12 protein-coding genes, 16 tRNA genes and 1 pseudogene are annotated in these 16,357 nt (G+C 40.6%); 9 read left to right on the top strand and 20 right to left on the bottom strand.

Translation table 11 applies throughout. The features are described 5' to 3' along the window. Window positions 1–53: 53 nt before the first annotated feature. Both EV146_RS18550 and EV146_RS28405 read right to left on the bottom strand, forming a co-directional pair. Window positions 54–2,465, bottom strand: coding sequence for a pectate lyase family protein (locus EV146_RS18550; RefSeq protein ID WP_158287133.1), 2,412 nt, complete (start codon window positions 2,463–2,465; stop codon window positions 54–56). A gap of 666 nt (window positions 2,466–3,131) precedes the next feature. Beyond that, on the bottom strand, window positions 3,132–3,221 hold the full coding sequence (locus EV146_RS28405; RefSeq protein WP_132009306.1) for a helix-turn-helix domain-containing protein: 90 nt from the start codon (window positions 3,219–3,221) through the stop codon (window positions 3,132–3,134). Window positions 3,222–3,412: 191 nt separating this feature from the next. Here EV146_RS28405 and EV146_RS18540 point away from each other — a divergent pair, with 191 nt between their 5' ends. From EV146_RS18540 to EV146_RS18505, 9 genes and pseudogenes are all read left to right on the top strand, one after another. Continuing rightward, on the top strand, window positions 3,413–4,441 hold the full coding sequence (locus EV146_RS18540; RefSeq protein ID WP_132009303.1) for a LacI family DNA-binding transcriptional regulator: 1,029 nt from the start codon (window positions 3,413–3,415) through the stop codon (window positions 4,439–4,441). A gap of 424 nt (window positions 4,442–4,865) precedes the next feature. Continuing rightward, window positions 4,866–6,194, top strand: a complete 1,329-nt coding sequence (locus EV146_RS18535) for an ABC transporter substrate-binding protein (protein ID WP_132009300.1) — start codon at window positions 4,866–4,868, stop codon at window positions 6,192–6,194. A gap of 149 nt (window positions 6,195–6,343) precedes the next feature. Next, window positions 6,344–7,216, top strand: a complete 873-nt coding sequence (locus tag EV146_RS18530; RefSeq protein ID WP_132009297.1) for a carbohydrate ABC transporter permease — start codon at window positions 6,344–6,346, stop codon at window positions 7,214–7,216. Continuing rightward, complete coding sequence (locus tag EV146_RS18525; RefSeq protein ID WP_132009294.1) at window positions 7,206–8,093, top strand: carbohydrate ABC transporter permease; 888 nt, start codon at window positions 7,206–7,208, stop codon at window positions 8,091–8,093. The genes EV146_RS18530 and EV146_RS18525 overlap by 11 nt, the downstream gene beginning before the upstream one ends. Window positions 8,094–8,120: 27 nt before the next feature. Beyond that, a pseudogene (locus EV146_RS28400) lies at window positions 8,121–8,378 on the top strand (YesL family protein); the annotation flags it as partial. An 18-nt stretch (window positions 8,379–8,396) separates the two neighbouring features. Next, complete coding sequence (locus EV146_RS27925; RefSeq protein WP_241993957.1) at window positions 8,397–8,762, top strand: YesL family protein; 366 nt, start codon at window positions 8,397–8,399, stop codon at window positions 8,760–8,762. 25 nt (window positions 8,763–8,787) lie between these two features. Beyond that, a complete protein-coding gene (gene melA, locus EV146_RS18515) occupies window positions 8,788–10,116 on the top strand; it encodes an alpha-glucosidase/alpha-galactosidase (protein WP_132009288.1) in 1,329 nt (442 codons plus the stop codon). Between the two features lie 121 nt (window positions 10,117–10,237). Further along, window positions 10,238–10,753 carry an AAA family ATPase gene (locus EV146_RS18510; RefSeq protein ID WP_241993956.1) on the top strand — a complete coding sequence of 172 codons (516 nt, stop codon included), beginning with the start codon at window positions 10,238–10,240 and terminating at the stop codon, window positions 10,751–10,753. A gap of 231 nt (window positions 10,754–10,984) precedes the next feature. After that, complete coding sequence (locus EV146_RS18505; protein WP_132009285.1) at window positions 10,985–11,611, top strand: chloramphenicol phosphotransferase CPT family protein; 627 nt, start codon at window positions 10,985–10,987, stop codon at window positions 11,609–11,611. 708 nt (window positions 11,612–12,319) lie between these two features. Here the strand turns inward: EV146_RS18505 and EV146_RS18500 are convergent. From EV146_RS18500 to EV146_RS27130, 18 genes are all read right to left on the bottom strand, one after another. Then, window positions 12,320–12,393: transfer RNA gene (locus EV146_RS18500), tRNA-Ile, on the bottom strand. 69 nt (window positions 12,394–12,462) lie between these two features. Further along, window positions 12,463–12,536: transfer RNA gene (locus EV146_RS18495), tRNA-Gly, on the bottom strand. 35 nt (window positions 12,537–12,571) lie between these two features. Then, window positions 12,572–12,653 (bottom strand) — tRNA-Leu (locus EV146_RS18490). A gap of 10 nt (window positions 12,654–12,663) precedes the next feature. After that, window positions 12,664–12,738 (bottom strand) — tRNA-Cys (locus EV146_RS18485). A 72-nt stretch (window positions 12,739–12,810) separates the two neighbouring features. Beyond that, window positions 12,811–12,895, bottom strand: a tRNA-Tyr gene (locus EV146_RS18480). A 59-nt stretch (window positions 12,896–12,954) separates the two neighbouring features. Then, window positions 12,955–13,031: transfer RNA gene (locus tag EV146_RS18475), tRNA-Asp, on the bottom strand. Between the two features lie 3 nt (window positions 13,032–13,034). Beyond that, window positions 13,035–13,108, bottom strand: a tRNA-Met gene (locus tag EV146_RS18470). A gap of 187 nt (window positions 13,109–13,295) precedes the next feature. Then, window positions 13,296–13,388, bottom strand: a tRNA-Ser gene (locus EV146_RS18465). Between the two features lie 6 nt (window positions 13,389–13,394). Further along, window positions 13,395–13,468: transfer RNA gene (locus EV146_RS18460), tRNA-Ile, on the bottom strand. Window positions 13,469–13,516: 48 nt separating this feature from the next. Continuing rightward, window positions 13,517–13,589, bottom strand: a tRNA-Ala gene (locus tag EV146_RS18455). A 22-nt stretch (window positions 13,590–13,611) separates the two neighbouring features. Continuing rightward, window positions 13,612–13,688: transfer RNA gene (locus tag EV146_RS18450), tRNA-Pro, on the bottom strand. Between the two features lie 5 nt (window positions 13,689–13,693). Beyond that, window positions 13,694–13,770 (bottom strand) — tRNA-Arg (locus tag EV146_RS18445). An 18-nt stretch (window positions 13,771–13,788) separates the two neighbouring features. Further along, window positions 13,789–13,873, bottom strand: a tRNA-Leu gene (locus tag EV146_RS18440). 9 nt (window positions 13,874–13,882) lie between these two features. Next, window positions 13,883–13,958, bottom strand: a tRNA-Lys gene (locus EV146_RS18435). A 155-nt stretch (window positions 13,959–14,113) separates the two neighbouring features. Then, window positions 14,114–14,189, bottom strand: a tRNA-Thr gene (locus tag EV146_RS18430). A 7-nt stretch (window positions 14,190–14,196) separates the two neighbouring features. Continuing rightward, a tRNA-Val gene (locus tag EV146_RS18425) sits at window positions 14,197–14,272 on the bottom strand. A 433-nt stretch (window positions 14,273–14,705) separates the two neighbouring features. Next, window positions 14,706–15,671 carry a metallophosphoesterase gene (locus EV146_RS18420; RefSeq protein WP_132009281.1) on the bottom strand — a complete coding sequence of 322 codons (966 nt, stop codon included), beginning with the start codon at window positions 15,669–15,671 and terminating at the stop codon, window positions 14,706–14,708. Then, window positions 15,668–15,850 carry a hypothetical protein gene (locus EV146_RS27130; RefSeq protein ID WP_158287132.1) on the bottom strand — a complete coding sequence of 61 codons (183 nt, stop codon included), beginning with the start codon at window positions 15,848–15,850 and terminating at the stop codon, window positions 15,668–15,670. Before EV146_RS27130 ends, EV146_RS18420 begins: the two co-directional genes overlap by 4 nt. Window positions 15,851–16,357: the final 507 nt, after the last annotated feature.

Raw genomic sequence — 16,357 nt, 5'->3', positions numbered from 1 at the left:
CTTTTATAAGTGTTCAATCCTCCGGATACGTGCCTCCGGAGTCTGTGCATCAATTATTCATTGACGATTGAGATTTCGCGGATTTGTGTGTTTCCTTTTGTGCTGACGAAGACTTTGTAGTCGCCGACAGTGTAAGTGCCTTCTGCATTGTTTTTGATGGTGAAGATATCAGAAATTTCATGAGTCTTTCTATTTTGATAAGTTTCTGTTACTGTCACAGTCAGCTCATTTTGATTCCCGTTCAGTTTATTGATCACTGCTGAAGGCGCAGCATCCACCACGGTCAACTCGCCTACCAGATAAACATCCGACCATTCACTCGAACCGGCAGAGTTGAGGGCACGGACTCTGAATGAATAAGCCCCACCTTCTTCAGCTTCGGCAAGAATGGCTCTCAGATTGGCAAACTGGTCGATATCCTGGGTAATGAAGCTTGCAGGACGGGCATTGGCTTTAACAGTGGCAAGGGTTGTCCACTCATTAGAACCTTGATCCCATTGAATTTCATAGCTTTCTGTCAATACATCTGTATTCACCCAGTTCACGGTGAAGGTATTTTCATGAACAACGATTTTACCTGGCGCCTCAATAAAATCTCCCACTGCAGAACGTACTTCATTATTAATGACAACACTTGAAATTACAGGAGTTGTTGGCGCATCGTGTACTTTCGCAGCATGTTGGGCACCGGAATATGTTTCAATTTCCGTTCTTAAAGCCTGGGACTTTTCCGCTGTGCCTGTTGGCCAAACACCTTCTTCACTAGGCCTGAATTTCCAATCCAATTGCGCAGCCGGACTTGTTGACATATTTGGATTAGAAGTGATCGAATCATTGGCAACAACGATTCCCACATCTTCTTTTACATTAAAGTTTTTTGCAGAGCTTTCGTCAATAACATTCGGTTGAAGGTTCAAGGCAGCTTCTCTGAGGGCATCCAGGTCTTTTTGGGTAATGCCACTCATGACATCCGCTAGGGTTCTAAAACCTTCTAAAGTTTCAGGAAAATCCCCTTCAGTCACTGCTTCATAGGACACGATAAATCCTGGGGCATCACCGAAGAAGTGATTATATCCGGCATTTGGAGTTCCTGATGGCAAGTCAGATCCGAAATCATTGGATTGGTAGCCTCTTGCGTGTCCTTGACGGCTTCTCAGGAATGGGAAGTTGACATTGTCGAAAATATTACCTTCCGCCCAAACGTTGGCATTATGGGCAGCACCGATTCCATAACCATTGTTACGTTCCAAGAGAGTATCATGATATGGATGCCCTTGAACATCTTCGAAGAGGTTGTTGAAGACGTGAATACGTCCGTTGCGCACCCGTGGTGTTCTTTCTTCAGAACCCTCGAACCAGTTATGATGGATGGTTCCATAGTGCGCGCTGATTGAGCCGGTACCGCCTCCAATCAGCATCACTTTACTGCTGCCGTTGAAGTGGTTGTAGGCAATGGTGTAGTTTCTTGCATGGTTGGTAACATCAACTGCGCCGTCGCCTTTAGCTTGATCCGGATCGGCCGCATTGGCAAGGTGGAGGTTTTGACCATAACCAAAGCTGTTGTTATGCACCCAATAATTTGAACCTCTTGTGGTCGTGTTTTGACCATTAAGTTCAATGGCGTCATTTGGCCAATAATCGAAGTTCAGGTTGCGGATAACAATATTGTGGGCGCCTCCAGTACGAATCCCCCACCCATAAAGCAATGCATCCGGACCTATACCCTCAAAAGTGATATTTCCATTGCCGGCACCGACTAAGCGGTCACCGCCGGTTACAGTTCCTACGAAACGAACGATTAACGGCGTACGTTCATTTGGAGTACTTCCTCTTTCTGTTTGAAATACTGCATTTCCCCAGAAAGTAGTTTCTTTATTTTTTTCGGTGACATAGATGATTTGTGCCTCAGGATTTACGCGTCCATCTGGCAGGTAACCACCTACAGCTCCATCTAAAGCAAATTTGTGATTTCCTGCAAATTCATTTCCATTAGAAGGAACAAACGCAGCTCCGTTACGTGGGAATGAGCGTGTTTGCAAATTGGAAAACGTTTCAAGGACTTTTCCTTCTCTGTCCCGTATCTGAATTTCATATTCCCCTTTAGGCAGGCCCGGAATATCAACGCGCCAAGTACCGCGGGCTTCGTCTACTACACGAACCAGCAGTTCGTTGTCCTCGTCATTAACTAAAGTCCATTCTGTTAAGAAGTCTTTGATCAGGCTGTTATCGCGCCAATCGAGGATGTTTTTCCCCCGGACATAAACTTTATAGTCTGCGTCGGTGCTTCCTGTCCAAGTCGCAAAAGCGGACTCAAACCAGGTCCCGGCTTCTTTGGCAACTACTTCATTAAAAGCCGCCGACGCCGGCGAATCATTAGCTAAAATCGGCACGGAGATGAATGATGCAAACGTTAACATCATCACCAAAACGATACTGATTCCTTTCTTTCCTTTTGAAGAAAACATTTTTAATCCTCCTCTCCTTACTCCGTTCCACACCAAGGCCAATATTCCCCTATCACCCTTGGACATTTTCTTTTTTTTAACCGTGTTGCTTTCGATCGACGTTTCAGTAACTCCACTTGAAATATCCCAATGATTTCCTCCTTTCTTGGTTTCATTATAATGAAAACGGTTTCATACTTACATTAAAGAATTTAATATTTTTGTTTAAAATTTTAAGATATTGCAAATCTTTATCTATTATTAAACAATCTGTTAACATGCTCTCACCAAATTATTTTATTACTATCTTCCTAATTGCTAAATACAACGTAAAAAAACTGACTGCTAGATCAGAATAGCAGTCAGTATGTTAGTTTCCTTTTAAACTTCAGGGCTAAATACTGGTTCATCAACATGAACTCCCGGAGGCCAGTATACTAATCATTTTAAGATTGATTCGATTTTTTTGGTTCATTTAACGAATGTCCTTTATGTTTTTCTAATGTCTAGTTAATCCTAAAAAAAGACGCTCTGATTTCAGGAGCCTTTTTTCATTAGATCTCTTAATACGTTGTTACACCCCTTGTTTGTTGAATTTGATGGTGAAGAAAAAGAAATACTGCCTGCCGTATATATAGCTTGGTCCGGTCCGCTAAAATGTAATAGTGTGAGATTTTTAGGTACTTTTCAGCTGTTTTTATATTGTTTTGGTGTAACACCAGCAAATTTTTTGAAGACTTTAGTGAAATAACTCTGATCCTGGTACTCGATGGACATGTGGTCAGTATCCCTCTACTGAGTGTTAATTTAGTGATTTTTGCTCAATTCTCCTATTTTTAAAAAAGTTACAAAAAATTCAAAATTTTCTTGAAAGCCCTTCCATTTCCTGATATCCTAAAAATATACAAGTAAATGTTTAATAGAATTGTCATTTTTTTAGTAAATTATTTACTAGAAAGGTATAAGAGATGGCTACCATAAAGGATATAGCAAAATTATCAAAGGTCTCCGCTGCAACCGTTTCAAGGGTGTTAAATGGCGATGAATCAATCACTGTTCAGGACCAAACGCGTCAGCGAATCTATCAAGCCTCTAAAGAACTGGGATATAAGACGATTCAAGAACGCCGTAATCAGCAACAAATGGTAATAAGTAAAAAGTATCCTGCGACAGGTATTATCCTTTGTCTTTCATATGAAGAGGAATTGAGTGATCCCTATTTTTTATCGATACGTCAGGGGATTGAGGAAGAGCTCATAAAGCAAGGGATTAGTACAACAACTATGATCCGTTTACATGATAAGGTCGATTATCAGAAAGTTCGGGAACTAGATGGAATGATTATTGTTGGAAGAATCAATGAGGAGGCCATAAAAAAAGTAAGCTGTCATAGTAAAAACATCGTTTATATCAATCATTCTCCTGATGATGATATTTATGATTCCGTTGTCGTCGATTTTCAAAAAGCAACAGAAAGAGCCTTACAGCATTTGTTAAAAGCTGGTTATAAACGGATCGGTTATATTGGCGGTGTCGAAAGAGAGCATCTAAAAGAGAAAACGATCATCGGTGAAGATCTACGCTTTACGACCTATGAAAAAGTGATGAAATCAGTTGGATTCTATCAACCTTCCTATGTTTTCATTGGTGAATATACGATGACGCAAGGATATGAACTGATGAAGAAAGCTGTCAAACAGAAAAATGTTCCTGAAGCATTCTTTATTGCGAGTGATCCTATGGCAATTGGAGCTTTACGGGCCCTTCAGGAATTAAAAGTTTCCGTTCCGTCCGATATAGCTATTGTCAGCTTTGATGATATTGAAATGGCGGAATTTTGCAGTACGCCTTTAACAACAGTAAAGGTCCATACAAAAGAGATGGGACAAACTGGGGTAAAATTATTATTAGATCGAATAAACGGCAGGGAACTTCCGTTGAAAGTAACGGTTCCTACAGAATTAGTGATTAGACAAAGCTGTGGGACCAATAAATAAAGAGCAGTACCATTTTAAGGAGGTGATTATCAGAGAAGTGAGAGTAGCTTTTATAAGGCTTAATATCCCTATTGTGACGGCCATCACATGTGATAGGGATACTAAACCAGGACTCAAGGACTAAGTAAATGAGTCTCTATTATTATATAGTAGTCTCATTCTACTAACAACGTTATAAATGTAGCTTCATTTTGGAGAGAATGCTTCCAAATATGAAAGCGCATTCAAAGTCTTGGGCTGTTTTACAAGAAGTTCCAAATTTTGGATTTAACTTTGGAGATCGTTGGTAATGGCAACATACTTATCCCGGATTGCTAAATTGGAATCAAAAAAAAACAAGAAGGGATACATAGAGGTATCCAAGGCATCGTATCTATTGTTTTTTAGTGTTTTCATTTCCAAGTAATAATTAGGAGGTATAGATATGAAAAGAAAATCAAATGTTCTCCTTAAAATTGTTCCAGTATTTTTTGCCGGCATGCTAGCCCTTTCCGGGTGCAGCGGAAGCGGGGAAAAAGCATCCTCAGAAGGCGGCGGTTCTGGTAAGACCGTAAACCTTACGATGTCTGCTTGGGGAAATCCAGCAGAGCTGAAGGTATATCAAAAAGGAATTGATGCCTACACAAAAGAGCATCCAAACGTAAAAATCAAATTAATTCCAGTGCCCAGCGACGGTTATGAGCAAAAAATATTGACGCAGCTGCAAGGTGGAGATGCTCCAGACGTATTTTATGTAGGTGACGCCACAATGGCAAAGCTTGCGCAAAACGGTTCTGTTTCAGAGCTAGGTGAATATATGCAGACAGAAGAAAGTTACGCTAAGCCAGATGAATATGCTGACGGGTTATGGGGAGCAGCCAAGCAGGGTGATAAATATTATGGTATACCGGTAGACAGTAACCCGTTGTTACTTTACTACAACAAAAAGATGTTCAAGGATTTAGGAATTAAATCGCCTCAAGAATATTTTGACGAAGGTCAATGGAATTGGAAAGCTTTTGATGAAGTTACGAAGAAGTTAAAAGATGGTGGTAAAAAAGGCTTTATTGCTGAAAAATGGCTGATGGATACTTGGATTTGGTCAAACGGCGGACGTGCCTATGATGAACAAGGTAATTATGTTTTAGATAAGAATGAAAAAGCACATGAGGCTATCAAATTTATCAGTGACTTAACAAAAAAAGGACAAATTATGTATGCTGGTTCCCTTCCTAAGGGGCAAGGTCTAGATGCCATGTTTATGTCCAACCAAGTAGGTATGGTAGCCGCTGGCCGCTGGTTAACTCCAATGTTCAGTGAAAATAAAAATCTTGATTTCGATTACATTTACTGGCCATCTAACACTGGTAACAAAATGGAACCCGTTCAAATTGGTGTAGCTTTTATTGCCGCAAATAAAAAGTCTAAACATGTAGAAGAAGCTATGAATTTCGCAACCTACTATGTTTCCAAAGAAGGACAAAAGGCCCGATTAGAGGGAAATGGTAACGCGATACCATCAGTTAGCGGTATTGACGAGATCGTAACAAGCGATAAAACAGTCGAGCATTCACAATATTTAATGGATGGCCGTGAAAGAGGCTTTGTTAACGGTTCACCTATTATGTTCAAGGGGCAAATTCCTGGATTGAATAAAGAAGTAGAAGATCAATACGACTTATTGCTTTTAGGTAAACAAGGTGTAGATAAGACAATCAAGAATATTACCGAGAAAACCAAGCAGTTGACAAGCGAATATAAAGCAGAAAACTAATTTTTCGAGAGTAAGAGGCAGGGAATGATCACGTTCTATCCCTTCCCTCCCCTTTCTCTGTTCAAATCGATAAATGACAGATGCTTAATATGGAAGCTTTGGGCTGCTAGCGGTCTGATTTTCATAAATTGAAGTGGAGGGTGAGTTCCATGCACAAGCGTCAAAGGACGTTGGCAGGATATTTGTTTATTACACCGCAATTAATTGGCCTGCTTGCTTTCTCATTATTCCCAGTTGCTTACGCACTTGTGTTAAGTTTCATGAAATGGGATGGTTTTGGTGCGAAAACCTTTGTAGGTTTCGCCAATTTTTCAAAGCAGTTTCATAATCCTGATTTTTGGATGGCCATGAAAAATACCGTGTATTACATGATATTAGTTATTCCCGTTGGAATTGTCATTTCTCTGCTCCTTGCAGTGGCCTTAAACAATGTGAAAGGAAAAGAGATATATCGCGTGTTTTATTTCATGCCTGTTGTTACAAGCTCTGTTTCTATCGGAGTCATTTGGATGTGGATTTTAAACGGTGACTTTGGAATTTTGAATCTCTTGCTTTCTCACATCGGGATTGAAGGACCAAAGTGGCTGACGGATACAAATTGGGTTATTCCAGCTATAGCGATCCTCAGTATTTGGTGGGGACTTGGTAATAACATGGTTATCTTTCTTGCGGGATTGCAAGGAATTTCAAGAAGTTATTATGAAGCTGCCGAAATAGACGGTGCGAACACTTTTCAGAAGTTTTGGCACATTACCCTGCCCTTGCTTTCACCAACGACGTTTTTTATTGCCATCATGGCAATCATCGGCTCCTTCCAAGTATTTGATCAGGCCTTTGTTATGACAAACGGTGGCCCAGCGAAAGCGAGCTACACACTCGTTTATCATATCTATCAACAAGGGTTTATTGACTTCAAAATGGGAGAAAGCTCTGCTACTGCCATGATTTTGTTTGTGATTATCTTGTTCTTCACACTTATTCAATTCAAAATGTCGAAAAGGTGGGTTCATTATGGCGAATAATGTTGTTGCAGCTGTCGAAAAGAACGCCATACCAGTTATTGAGACAAAGGTGAAAAAAAGGGTTAAACCGTCACAAATCCTTATTCATATTATTTTAACGATTGGCGCCATCATAATGGTTTTTCCATTCCTATGGACAGTAAGCAGTTCCTTAAAAGATATTTCACAAATCTTTCTGGTGCCGCCGGCTTGGCTCCCAAATCCAATTAAGTGGTCGAATTATATCGATTCTTTGACTGCGATGCCATTCGGTTTAGCATACTGGAACAGCTTCTATATTACAGCTGTGGTTGTATTGGCTACATTACTGACAGCCTCTATGGCCGCCTATGCCTTTGCGAAAATTGAGTTCAAAGGCGCAAACTTTTTGTTCGTACTTTTCTTAGCTACTATGATGGTTCCGAAGCAAGTAACGATGATTCCTTTATATATCATTATGGGGAAAATCGGATGGTTGGATTCCCACCTGTCTCTGATTGTGCCGGGTGCTTTATTTAACGCATTTGCAGTATTTTTATTAAGGCAATTTATCATGGGGATTCCAAAAGAATTGGAAGAGGCAGCAATTATTGACGGTGCTGGCTATTTTAAAATCTATTGGAGCATTATTTTGCCGCTTATACGTCCTTCTCTTGCGGCAGTTGGAATTTTTGTCTTCTTAGGTTCATGGAATAACTTTCTGGATGCCTTAATCTTCTTAAATACACCTCAGCAATTTACCGTACCATTACTGCTAAATACATTCAAAGGACTGTATGTGGCTGACTGGGCGCTTATGATGGCAGGAACCACCATTTCGGTTATTCCAGTATTGATCATTTATATCTTTGCTCAAAAGCAGATTATTGAGGGTGTCACGATTACAGGAATTAAATAAGAAAATTAAAATACTAGTGGTGAGTATATGAACTTTATGAACAGCAAGGGATATTCCGCATTCGAGACTGCTTCGAATCTTCTACTGATCAATTTACTTTGGCTTTTGATGTGTTTGCCTATAGTTACGATTTTTCCAGCAACAGCCGCAATGTTTGCCGTTATTAGGCAATTGGTTTTGTATAAAGATTCCAGTGTGATTAGACCGTTTTTCCGTTTTTTCAAGGAAAATTTTAAGCAAAGTTTTCTGTTAGGGATGATATGGCTGCTTATTGGTTTTTTCTTATATTTTGACTATAGGTTTATGAACCATTTCGGTTCAATCCGTACTATTTTGCTGCCGATTCTATTCTTTTTTGGAATTCTATACTCCTTTTCAACCGTCTTTTTGTTTTCTGTAATGGTTCATTACAAAGCGAATTGGCGTACAGTTATTAAAAATTCGATCTTCCTTTCAATTATTCATTTTCCGAGCACCCTTTTGGGTCTGGTAATTCTTGTTGGAACAGCCATCCTTGCAATGGCCTTGCCCATTACTGGTGTGATCATTTTTAGCATCAGTACTTATGGAGTATTTTCCCTTTGCAATCGTAGCTTTCGGAAAGTAGAGCGGCTTAAGGGGGTGGAATCGGTCAAAGAACAATATGATGGAGAATTTTTGGAAATATAAACTTTAATTAACGGAGGATTAAAATATGGAGAAAATTACATTTATCGGGGCAGGCAGCACTGTTTTTGCAAAAAACGTTTTGGGAGATTGCATGATGGTTCCGGCTCTTGATGGCTTTGAATTTGCTTTATATGATATTGATGAAAAGCGGTTAAGAGAATCAGAGGCTATGCTGACGAATCTAAGGAATCGTTACAATAAATCCATTAGCATTAAAGCTTATTTAAACCGGAGAGAAGCATTAACCGGAGCTAAATATGTAATCAATGCAATTCAAGTGGGCGGCTATAGGCCAAGCACCGTAATTGATTTCGAAATTCCTAAAAAATATGGCCTTCGTCAGACAATTGCGGATACGATTGGGATAGGAGGCATTTTTAGAGCGTTACGTACAATCCCGGTACTGTTCGACTTTGCGAAGGATATTGAAGAGGTATGCCCTGACGCTTGGTTATTAAACTATACGAATCCGATGGCTTCCTTAACAGGGGCCATGCTTCGATACACAAATGTAAAAACAGTAGGATTATGTCACAGTGTCCAGGTTTGTACAAGAGACTTGTTTAAGACATTAGAGATGGATCCTGAAGGCGTGGAAGAAAAAATAGCTGGAATTAACCATATGGCTTGGCTGTTGGAAGTGAAAAAAAATGGGAAGGATCTATACCCTGAAATTAAACAGCGTGCATTAGAAAAGCAAAAGTCTAAACATCATGATATGGTGCGTTTTGAACTGATGGATAAATTCGGCTATTATGTAACCGAATCTTCTGAACACAATGCTGAATACCATCCTTACTTTATTAAAAATAATTACCCAGAACTAATTGAAAAGTTCAATATACCGCTTGATGAATACCCAAGGCGTTGTGAAAATCAAATTAAAGGCTGGGAAGAAATGCGGGAATCTCTTACCAATGACTCAAATCTTTCACACGTACGTTCATCTGAATATGGTTCAAGAATTATTGAAGCGATGGAAACTAATATTGCATTTAAGTTCGGAGGCAATGTATTGAACACGGGCGGACTGATTAGCAATCTCCCTCGAAAGGCTGTTGTAGAGGTTCCGTGTATTGCGGACCGAAGCGGCATTATCCCTTGTTATATAGGAGAATTGCCTGAGCAGCTTGCCGCTTTGAATCGAACTAATATTAATACACAATTGCTGACCATTGAAGCTGCTGTAACAAGGAAAAAAGAGTACATTTACCAAGCAGCTATGCTCGATCCCCATACAGCTTCAGAGTTATCATTAGATGATATTGTCTCATTATGCGACGATTTAATAGAGGCCCATGGAGAATGGCTGCCTGCCTATGAGAATAAAAACCAGTTTATAGCTACGACTTAAGGTTAACGGCCTTATACGACTTAAGGGGACTCTCAATTGAAAATTGAGAGTCCTTTGTGCACTTTGCAGCTTATTGAACCGGATAGAGGGTGTATGAAGAAGCATAAATCAGTTTAAGGAGTTGGCAATTCTGTTGGAAAATAGTAAATCACCTTTATTTATTGTTACTGGTGCGAGTGGTACAGGTAAAAGTACAGTGGTTCCATACCTTCGTGAGATGTTGGATAATTTTGATGTATTTGATATCGATGTTATTTCGGAAGATATTGGTGATTGGCAAAAACTTAAAAATGTCTGGTTAAAAATTGCTAGCAGTATCGCTAAAAGCCACCGAATGACGGTTCTGTGTGGAACGATGATGCCTTGGGATGTGGAAAAATGCGATAATTATCAAGATTTTAATCATATTTATTATCTAAACCTTCATTGTGATGATGAAACTCGTGAAAAACGGTTATCTAAAAGAGGTTGGTCACAGGAACTTATTGAGGAACATAAACATTTTGCAAAATGGCTGCTTGAAAATGCAGAAAAGGCCTATTCTCCTCCTATGCCTATCGTCCATACATCAAATAGTAATGTAAACGAGGTTGCACTGAAAATTAAAAATTGGGTTTTGGAAGTTTTGGATCATTAATTTTTTCTTGAAACCGGGATATACTTTGTAATGTATCGTTTTTGGTTGGTTATAGAAATGAATAAAGCGTACCCGACAAAAGGAGCGCTATCTGTTCTAAAAAGTTAAGTAAAATAAAGCTCTTAATTGATAAATTTTATCCAAAACATACATAACAACAACAGATTGCAAGAATTCAAAGAGCATATTTCTTTAATAGCGTAAAATCGAAATTTTAAAGGAGAGAACTCCATGTTAAAGGTTGACAAACCTGGAAAGATTATAATCCTGAACGGAACTCCGAGATCTGGAAAATCCAGCATTGCAGCTGTCATTCAGAATATGTTCGAAGGTGTGTGGATGAATTTAGGGGTCGATCGGTTCATGCAGATGACCCCCGAAAAATATCAGCCTGGGATAGGTTTGCGACCTGGTGGTGAACGCCCTGACCTTGAACCTCTCGTTATTGTTATGTACCGTGCTATGTATGAAACGATTGCTATATATAGTCGATTAGGGCTAAATGTCGTAGTAGATGTTGGTCACCATGAAGGTTATTCCACCAATTTAGACATTCTTTCAAATTGTACTCGGATCCTAAATGGACTTCCTGTTTGGTTTGTTGGCGTCCGTTGTCCAATCGAAATTGTCATGGAACGCAGGCTTAAAACTGGGTATCCTGGACACACCGCTGAAGGATTAATCCCAAAGCCAATCAGTTTATGGCAGCAGCTAGTCCACATACCTGGTATCTATGACTTGGAGGTCGATACATCAGTGCTCACTCCCGATGAGTGTGCTAAATTGATTCGCCAGCGACTCGAAGATGGTCCACCCCCGACTGCTTTCCAGCGCATTGAGAGAAGGGAGTTTAACTGAGGCTTTCAAAAAGTAAGTTTGTGAAAGACTCTCTTTAAACTCCTTCATTTTAATGATTTACTCCTGGGGTTCTCATATGGCAGTTCGAAGGATCTGAATCTGACGTAGAAAAACTATCTTCCATAACTTCCAGGTATTAAACAAATGTCGGCTGCTTAAGGGTATGGCGAAAGACAAATGTTGCACGCATTTTATCAGGGGCAGAAGAACTAAAATCCTTTGGCTATTTGTATAAATAAGATATGTGAAATTTTTATTTAAGATAATTTAAATATTTATATATAATAAAATCAATATATTAGTTATGCTAATATTAAAAATTAGTCCCCCCATAACAAAATTCCCCATTTTGTTTTTTAGGAATATATTCGATTGCATCCAAAAGTTTAGCAATTATTTTTAATTGAATTCACCTATTCAAAAGGACCTCTACCCAATTCGCTCTGTAACGGAACTAGACGGCAACCATGCAGCCTGAGAGTGAATTTCCTAACCCATAGTAAAGATAAGTAGCCACTATGCAGCAAATGCACACATTTGGTCGTTTAAATATACAAAATCAGATGTAAACCAAAATAGATTGCGCACTATTTAATATCACCTTGGAATAACCACGCATTGCAGGCCTCTTCCTAAAACTCCAGGGGATACACCAATATTATCGAACAAAAAACCTAATCCAGATGGATTAGGTTTTTCCGTTAGTAGTGGGCCTAAATGGACTCGAACCATCGACCTCACGCTTATCAGGCGTGCGCTCTAACCAGCTGAGCTATAGGCCCATATTGTCTTGCTTCGGCTCCTGGCTTTCCGTTTTTCAAAGCTAATCAGTCGCCTTTGCATTTCGTTTTTGGAGCGGGTGATGAGAATCGAACTCACATCATCAGCTTGGAAGGCTGAGGTTTTACCACTAAACTACACCCGCAAATCTATATAAAAACAGGTTACCCTGTTACGAAATACCGGTGGTCGGGGTCGAACCGACACTCCTTGCGGAACACGATTTTGAGTCGTGCGCGTCTGCCAATTCCGCCACACCGGCAAAAGAATAATGGAGGCGGCAACCGGATTTGAACCGGTGAATGAAGGTTTTGCAGACCTTTGCCTTACCACTTGGCTATGCCGCCATTGCAGGATGGCAATCGAGCCAGCATCCATTTGCATATAAAACATAAAAAACATTAGCTGGAAATAATAACTGGTGGAGGGGGACGGATTCGAACCGCCGAACCCTGAGGGAGCGGATTTACAGTCCGCCGCGTTTAGCCACTTCGCTACCCCTCCAAAAAAGATCTATTTAAAAGCTGGCGCCAACCGAACTAGTAAACTAGAAATTTAAAGAATGGCGGTCCGGACGGGACTCGAACCCGCGACCTCCTGCGTGACAGGCAGGCATTCTAACCAACTGAACTACCGGACCAGATTGCGGGGGCAGGATTTGAACCTGCGACCTTCGGGTTATGAGCCCGACGAGCTACCGGACTGCTCCACCCCGCGATAATAATATTTACATTGTACTGTTTATGCCCAATGTTTGGCATGGACTGTCCCGATCTCAGGATGCTAAATCAAGAAGCAGCTCGATCGGTACAACTCGCAGATCATTCGGTGAAGTGTTGCTCGTTGCTCCACCCCGCGATAATAGTATTTATATAAAGCCATATCCATACCTTAAAGGTAATTATGGCGGAGGAAGAGGGATTCGAACCCCCGCGCGGTTTGACCCGCCTGTCGGTTTTCAAGACCGATCCCTTCAGCCAGACTTGGGTATTCCCCCATAAAATGGACCCTGTAGGACTCGAACCTACGACCGGACGGTTATGAGCCGTCTGCTCTAACCAGCTGAGCTAAGGGTCCCAACTCTATATCAAGCTATTTAGCGAAAAACATAATTTATAAAATAAATGGAGCCTAGCGGGATCGAACCGCTGACCTCCTGCGTGCAAAGCAGGCGCTCTCCCAACTGAGCTAAGGCCCCATGTTCATAAAAGTGGCAAGCATGGTCGGGAAGACAGGATTCGAACCTGCGACCCCTTGGTCCCAAACCAAGTGCTCTACCAAGCTGAGCTACTTCCCGTAATATGGCGCGCCCGAAAGGAGTCGAACCCATAACCTTCTGATCCGTAGTCAGACGCTCTATCCAATTGAGCTACGGGCGCATATAAATGAAGTAAAAATGGTGCGGGTGAAGGGAGTCGAACCCCCACGCCTTGCGGCGCCAGATCCTAAGTCTGGTGCGTCTGCCAATTCCGCCACACCCGCGTATGAAAATGGTGAGCCATGAAGGACTCGAACCTTCGACCCTCTGATTAAAAGTCAGATGCTCTACCGACTGAGCTAATGGCTCCTAATTAACAAATTGTTTATATTGACTAAAATAGTTGTATCGCACCTGCGATGCTCGAAATACCTTACGGTCTTTCTCGCAGATTGCCTAAGAAGTATTTCAAAGATGTGAGCAATCTGCTCTACCGACTGAGCTAATGGCTCAAACTGAAAAAGTGGTGCCGGCTAGAGGACTTGAACCCCCAACCTACTGATTACAAGTCAGTTGCTCTACCAATTGAGCTAAACCGGCGTATATATGGTGGAGGATGACGGGATCGAACCGCCGACCCTCTGCTTGTAAGGCAGATGCTCTCCCAGCTGAGCTAATCCTCCAATTTAAGTTGCTATATTAAGAGATTATATTAATAGAAGAAACACGAATTAAATGTCGCTTTTTTTCGATCTTCTCGTTCACCACTCAGAAGCGACGTTTATTATCTTACCACGTTACTTTTACAATGTCAACAACTTTTTATCGATATTGTAATGAGTTAAGTTATTTCGGAAGCAACTTTTACATATTACAACAGTGAATCACTAACGTCAATACTCTTTTTTTAAAAAAGTTAGTTGCTACCAAGGCAGCTAAAATAGATTAACACCATTCATACTTAGGAGGCAATAGTTATTTATAATAAAAGAATGATACAAGGATATTTAAAGTATATCCATAATAAGGTCAGCCTCTGGAAACACAGTAACCAAATCCCTGTAGAAACAAAAAAAAGCAAGGGAACTTTGTCTCTTGCTTTCCAAAAATGAATCATTATTTATGCTCTTTAATCTTTTTCAAATCCAGTACTCGATCTGGCTCTCGTCCGAAACCGTCAATTTCAATTCGGTCCTTAAATATTTTGATCACAGAATAAGCATTACTTTCTTCTGTTTCAACCATTCCTTGAAAGTTTACATAATAAATTCCGTTTTTCCGGGCATAATTTCCTACATGGTTATGTCCATTAAAATAGGCCACAACATTCCCTGCAGACTCCATGACTTTAATCAAATATTCGTCATTCCATACATTATGGTTATTTTTAGGATAGATTGGCATGTGGCCAAATACGATGACTTTTTCTTCGTTGGCTTCGGCGTCCTTCAATACACCTTCAAGCCAAGTTATTTGATTCTGACTTAAACCTCCATTCCAGGTTTGGGCATTCTCAGCTCCGCTTGCTTTTAATTGTTCATATAGAGATAAGGCTTGATTATATTTTTCTGAACCCTCTGGATTAGCATAAAGGCTTAAATCATTTGTATCGAGGACAACAAACCGAAATCCCTTATGGCTAAAATCATAATACTGTTTTGGCATTTCCAGGATATCAATCACCTTGTCAGTTGGAACGGGAAAATCATGATTGCCAAGCACACTGTATTTCTTTCCTTCGACTTGGTTATATACGGGGATTATTTCCGAAAAGCTTTCAACATCCCTGTCAATGATATCCCCAAGCTGAACCGTAAAAGCAAGGTTATGCTGGTTAAGAGTTTGGGCAGCGGCGGAAAGCTTGTCTAAGGATTCTCTGTAGTACCTAGTTCCAGCAGGCTCACAATCACAGTATTGAGCATCTGCAATTAAACCAAATTCAAATCGTGGCTTTTTTTCTTTCTTATTATTCTCTCCTGCCGAAGCCATTGCTAACGGACTGGAAGCAAAAAGCGATACTCCCATCACTGCCGCAGCACTCATAACCATCAGCTTTTTCCTCATACGGTTTTTCATTTTCATTCCATCCACCTCTTATTACGATTTTTTAACTGTTTATCCCCACAAGATCCTTTACAATGGCAACTATTCTTTTCTTTCAGCTTGTTTCGGCCTTTACCTTTTATAGAAAAGACTTCCTCTTCCTCCTTACAGTTCATTTTGGTCTTTTCCTTCTTACCGAGCCCTTCTTTTTTTACCATTTCATGATTTCAATCTTCTTCACCCACATGAAGACCTTTCCTTCTGATCTTCCGCTTGAACTGGGCCTTCATCACCCTTATGAAGACCTCTCCTGCTGATCTTCCGCTTGAATTGGGTCTTCATCACCCTTATGAAGACCTCTCCTGCTGATCTTCCGCTTGAATTGGGTCTTCATCACCCTTATGAAGTCCTCTCCTGCTGATCTTCCGCTTGCATTTGGTCTTCATCACCCTTATGAAGACCTTTCCTTCTGATCTTCCGCTTAAATTGGGCCTTCATCACCCTTATGAAGACTTCTCCTGCTGATCTTCCGCTTGCATTGGGTCTTCATCGCCCTTATGAAGTCCTTTCCTTCTGGTCTTCCGCTTGAATTGGGTCTTCATCACCCTTATGAAGACCTTTCCTTCTGGTCTTCCGCTTGAATTGGGTCTTCATCACCCTTATGAAGTCCTCTCCTGCTGATCTTCCGCTTGCATTTGGTCTTCATCACCCTTATGAAGACCTTT

Origin of the sequence: Mesobacillus foraminis (assembly GCF_004340465.1) — a bacterium.
Lineage (GTDB): Bacteria > Bacillota > Bacilli > Bacillales > Cytobacillaceae > Mesobacillus_B > Mesobacillus_B foraminis.
The sequence above is the reverse complement of the archived record's forward strand: the minus strand, read 5'-3'. Positions and strand labels throughout refer to the sequence as shown.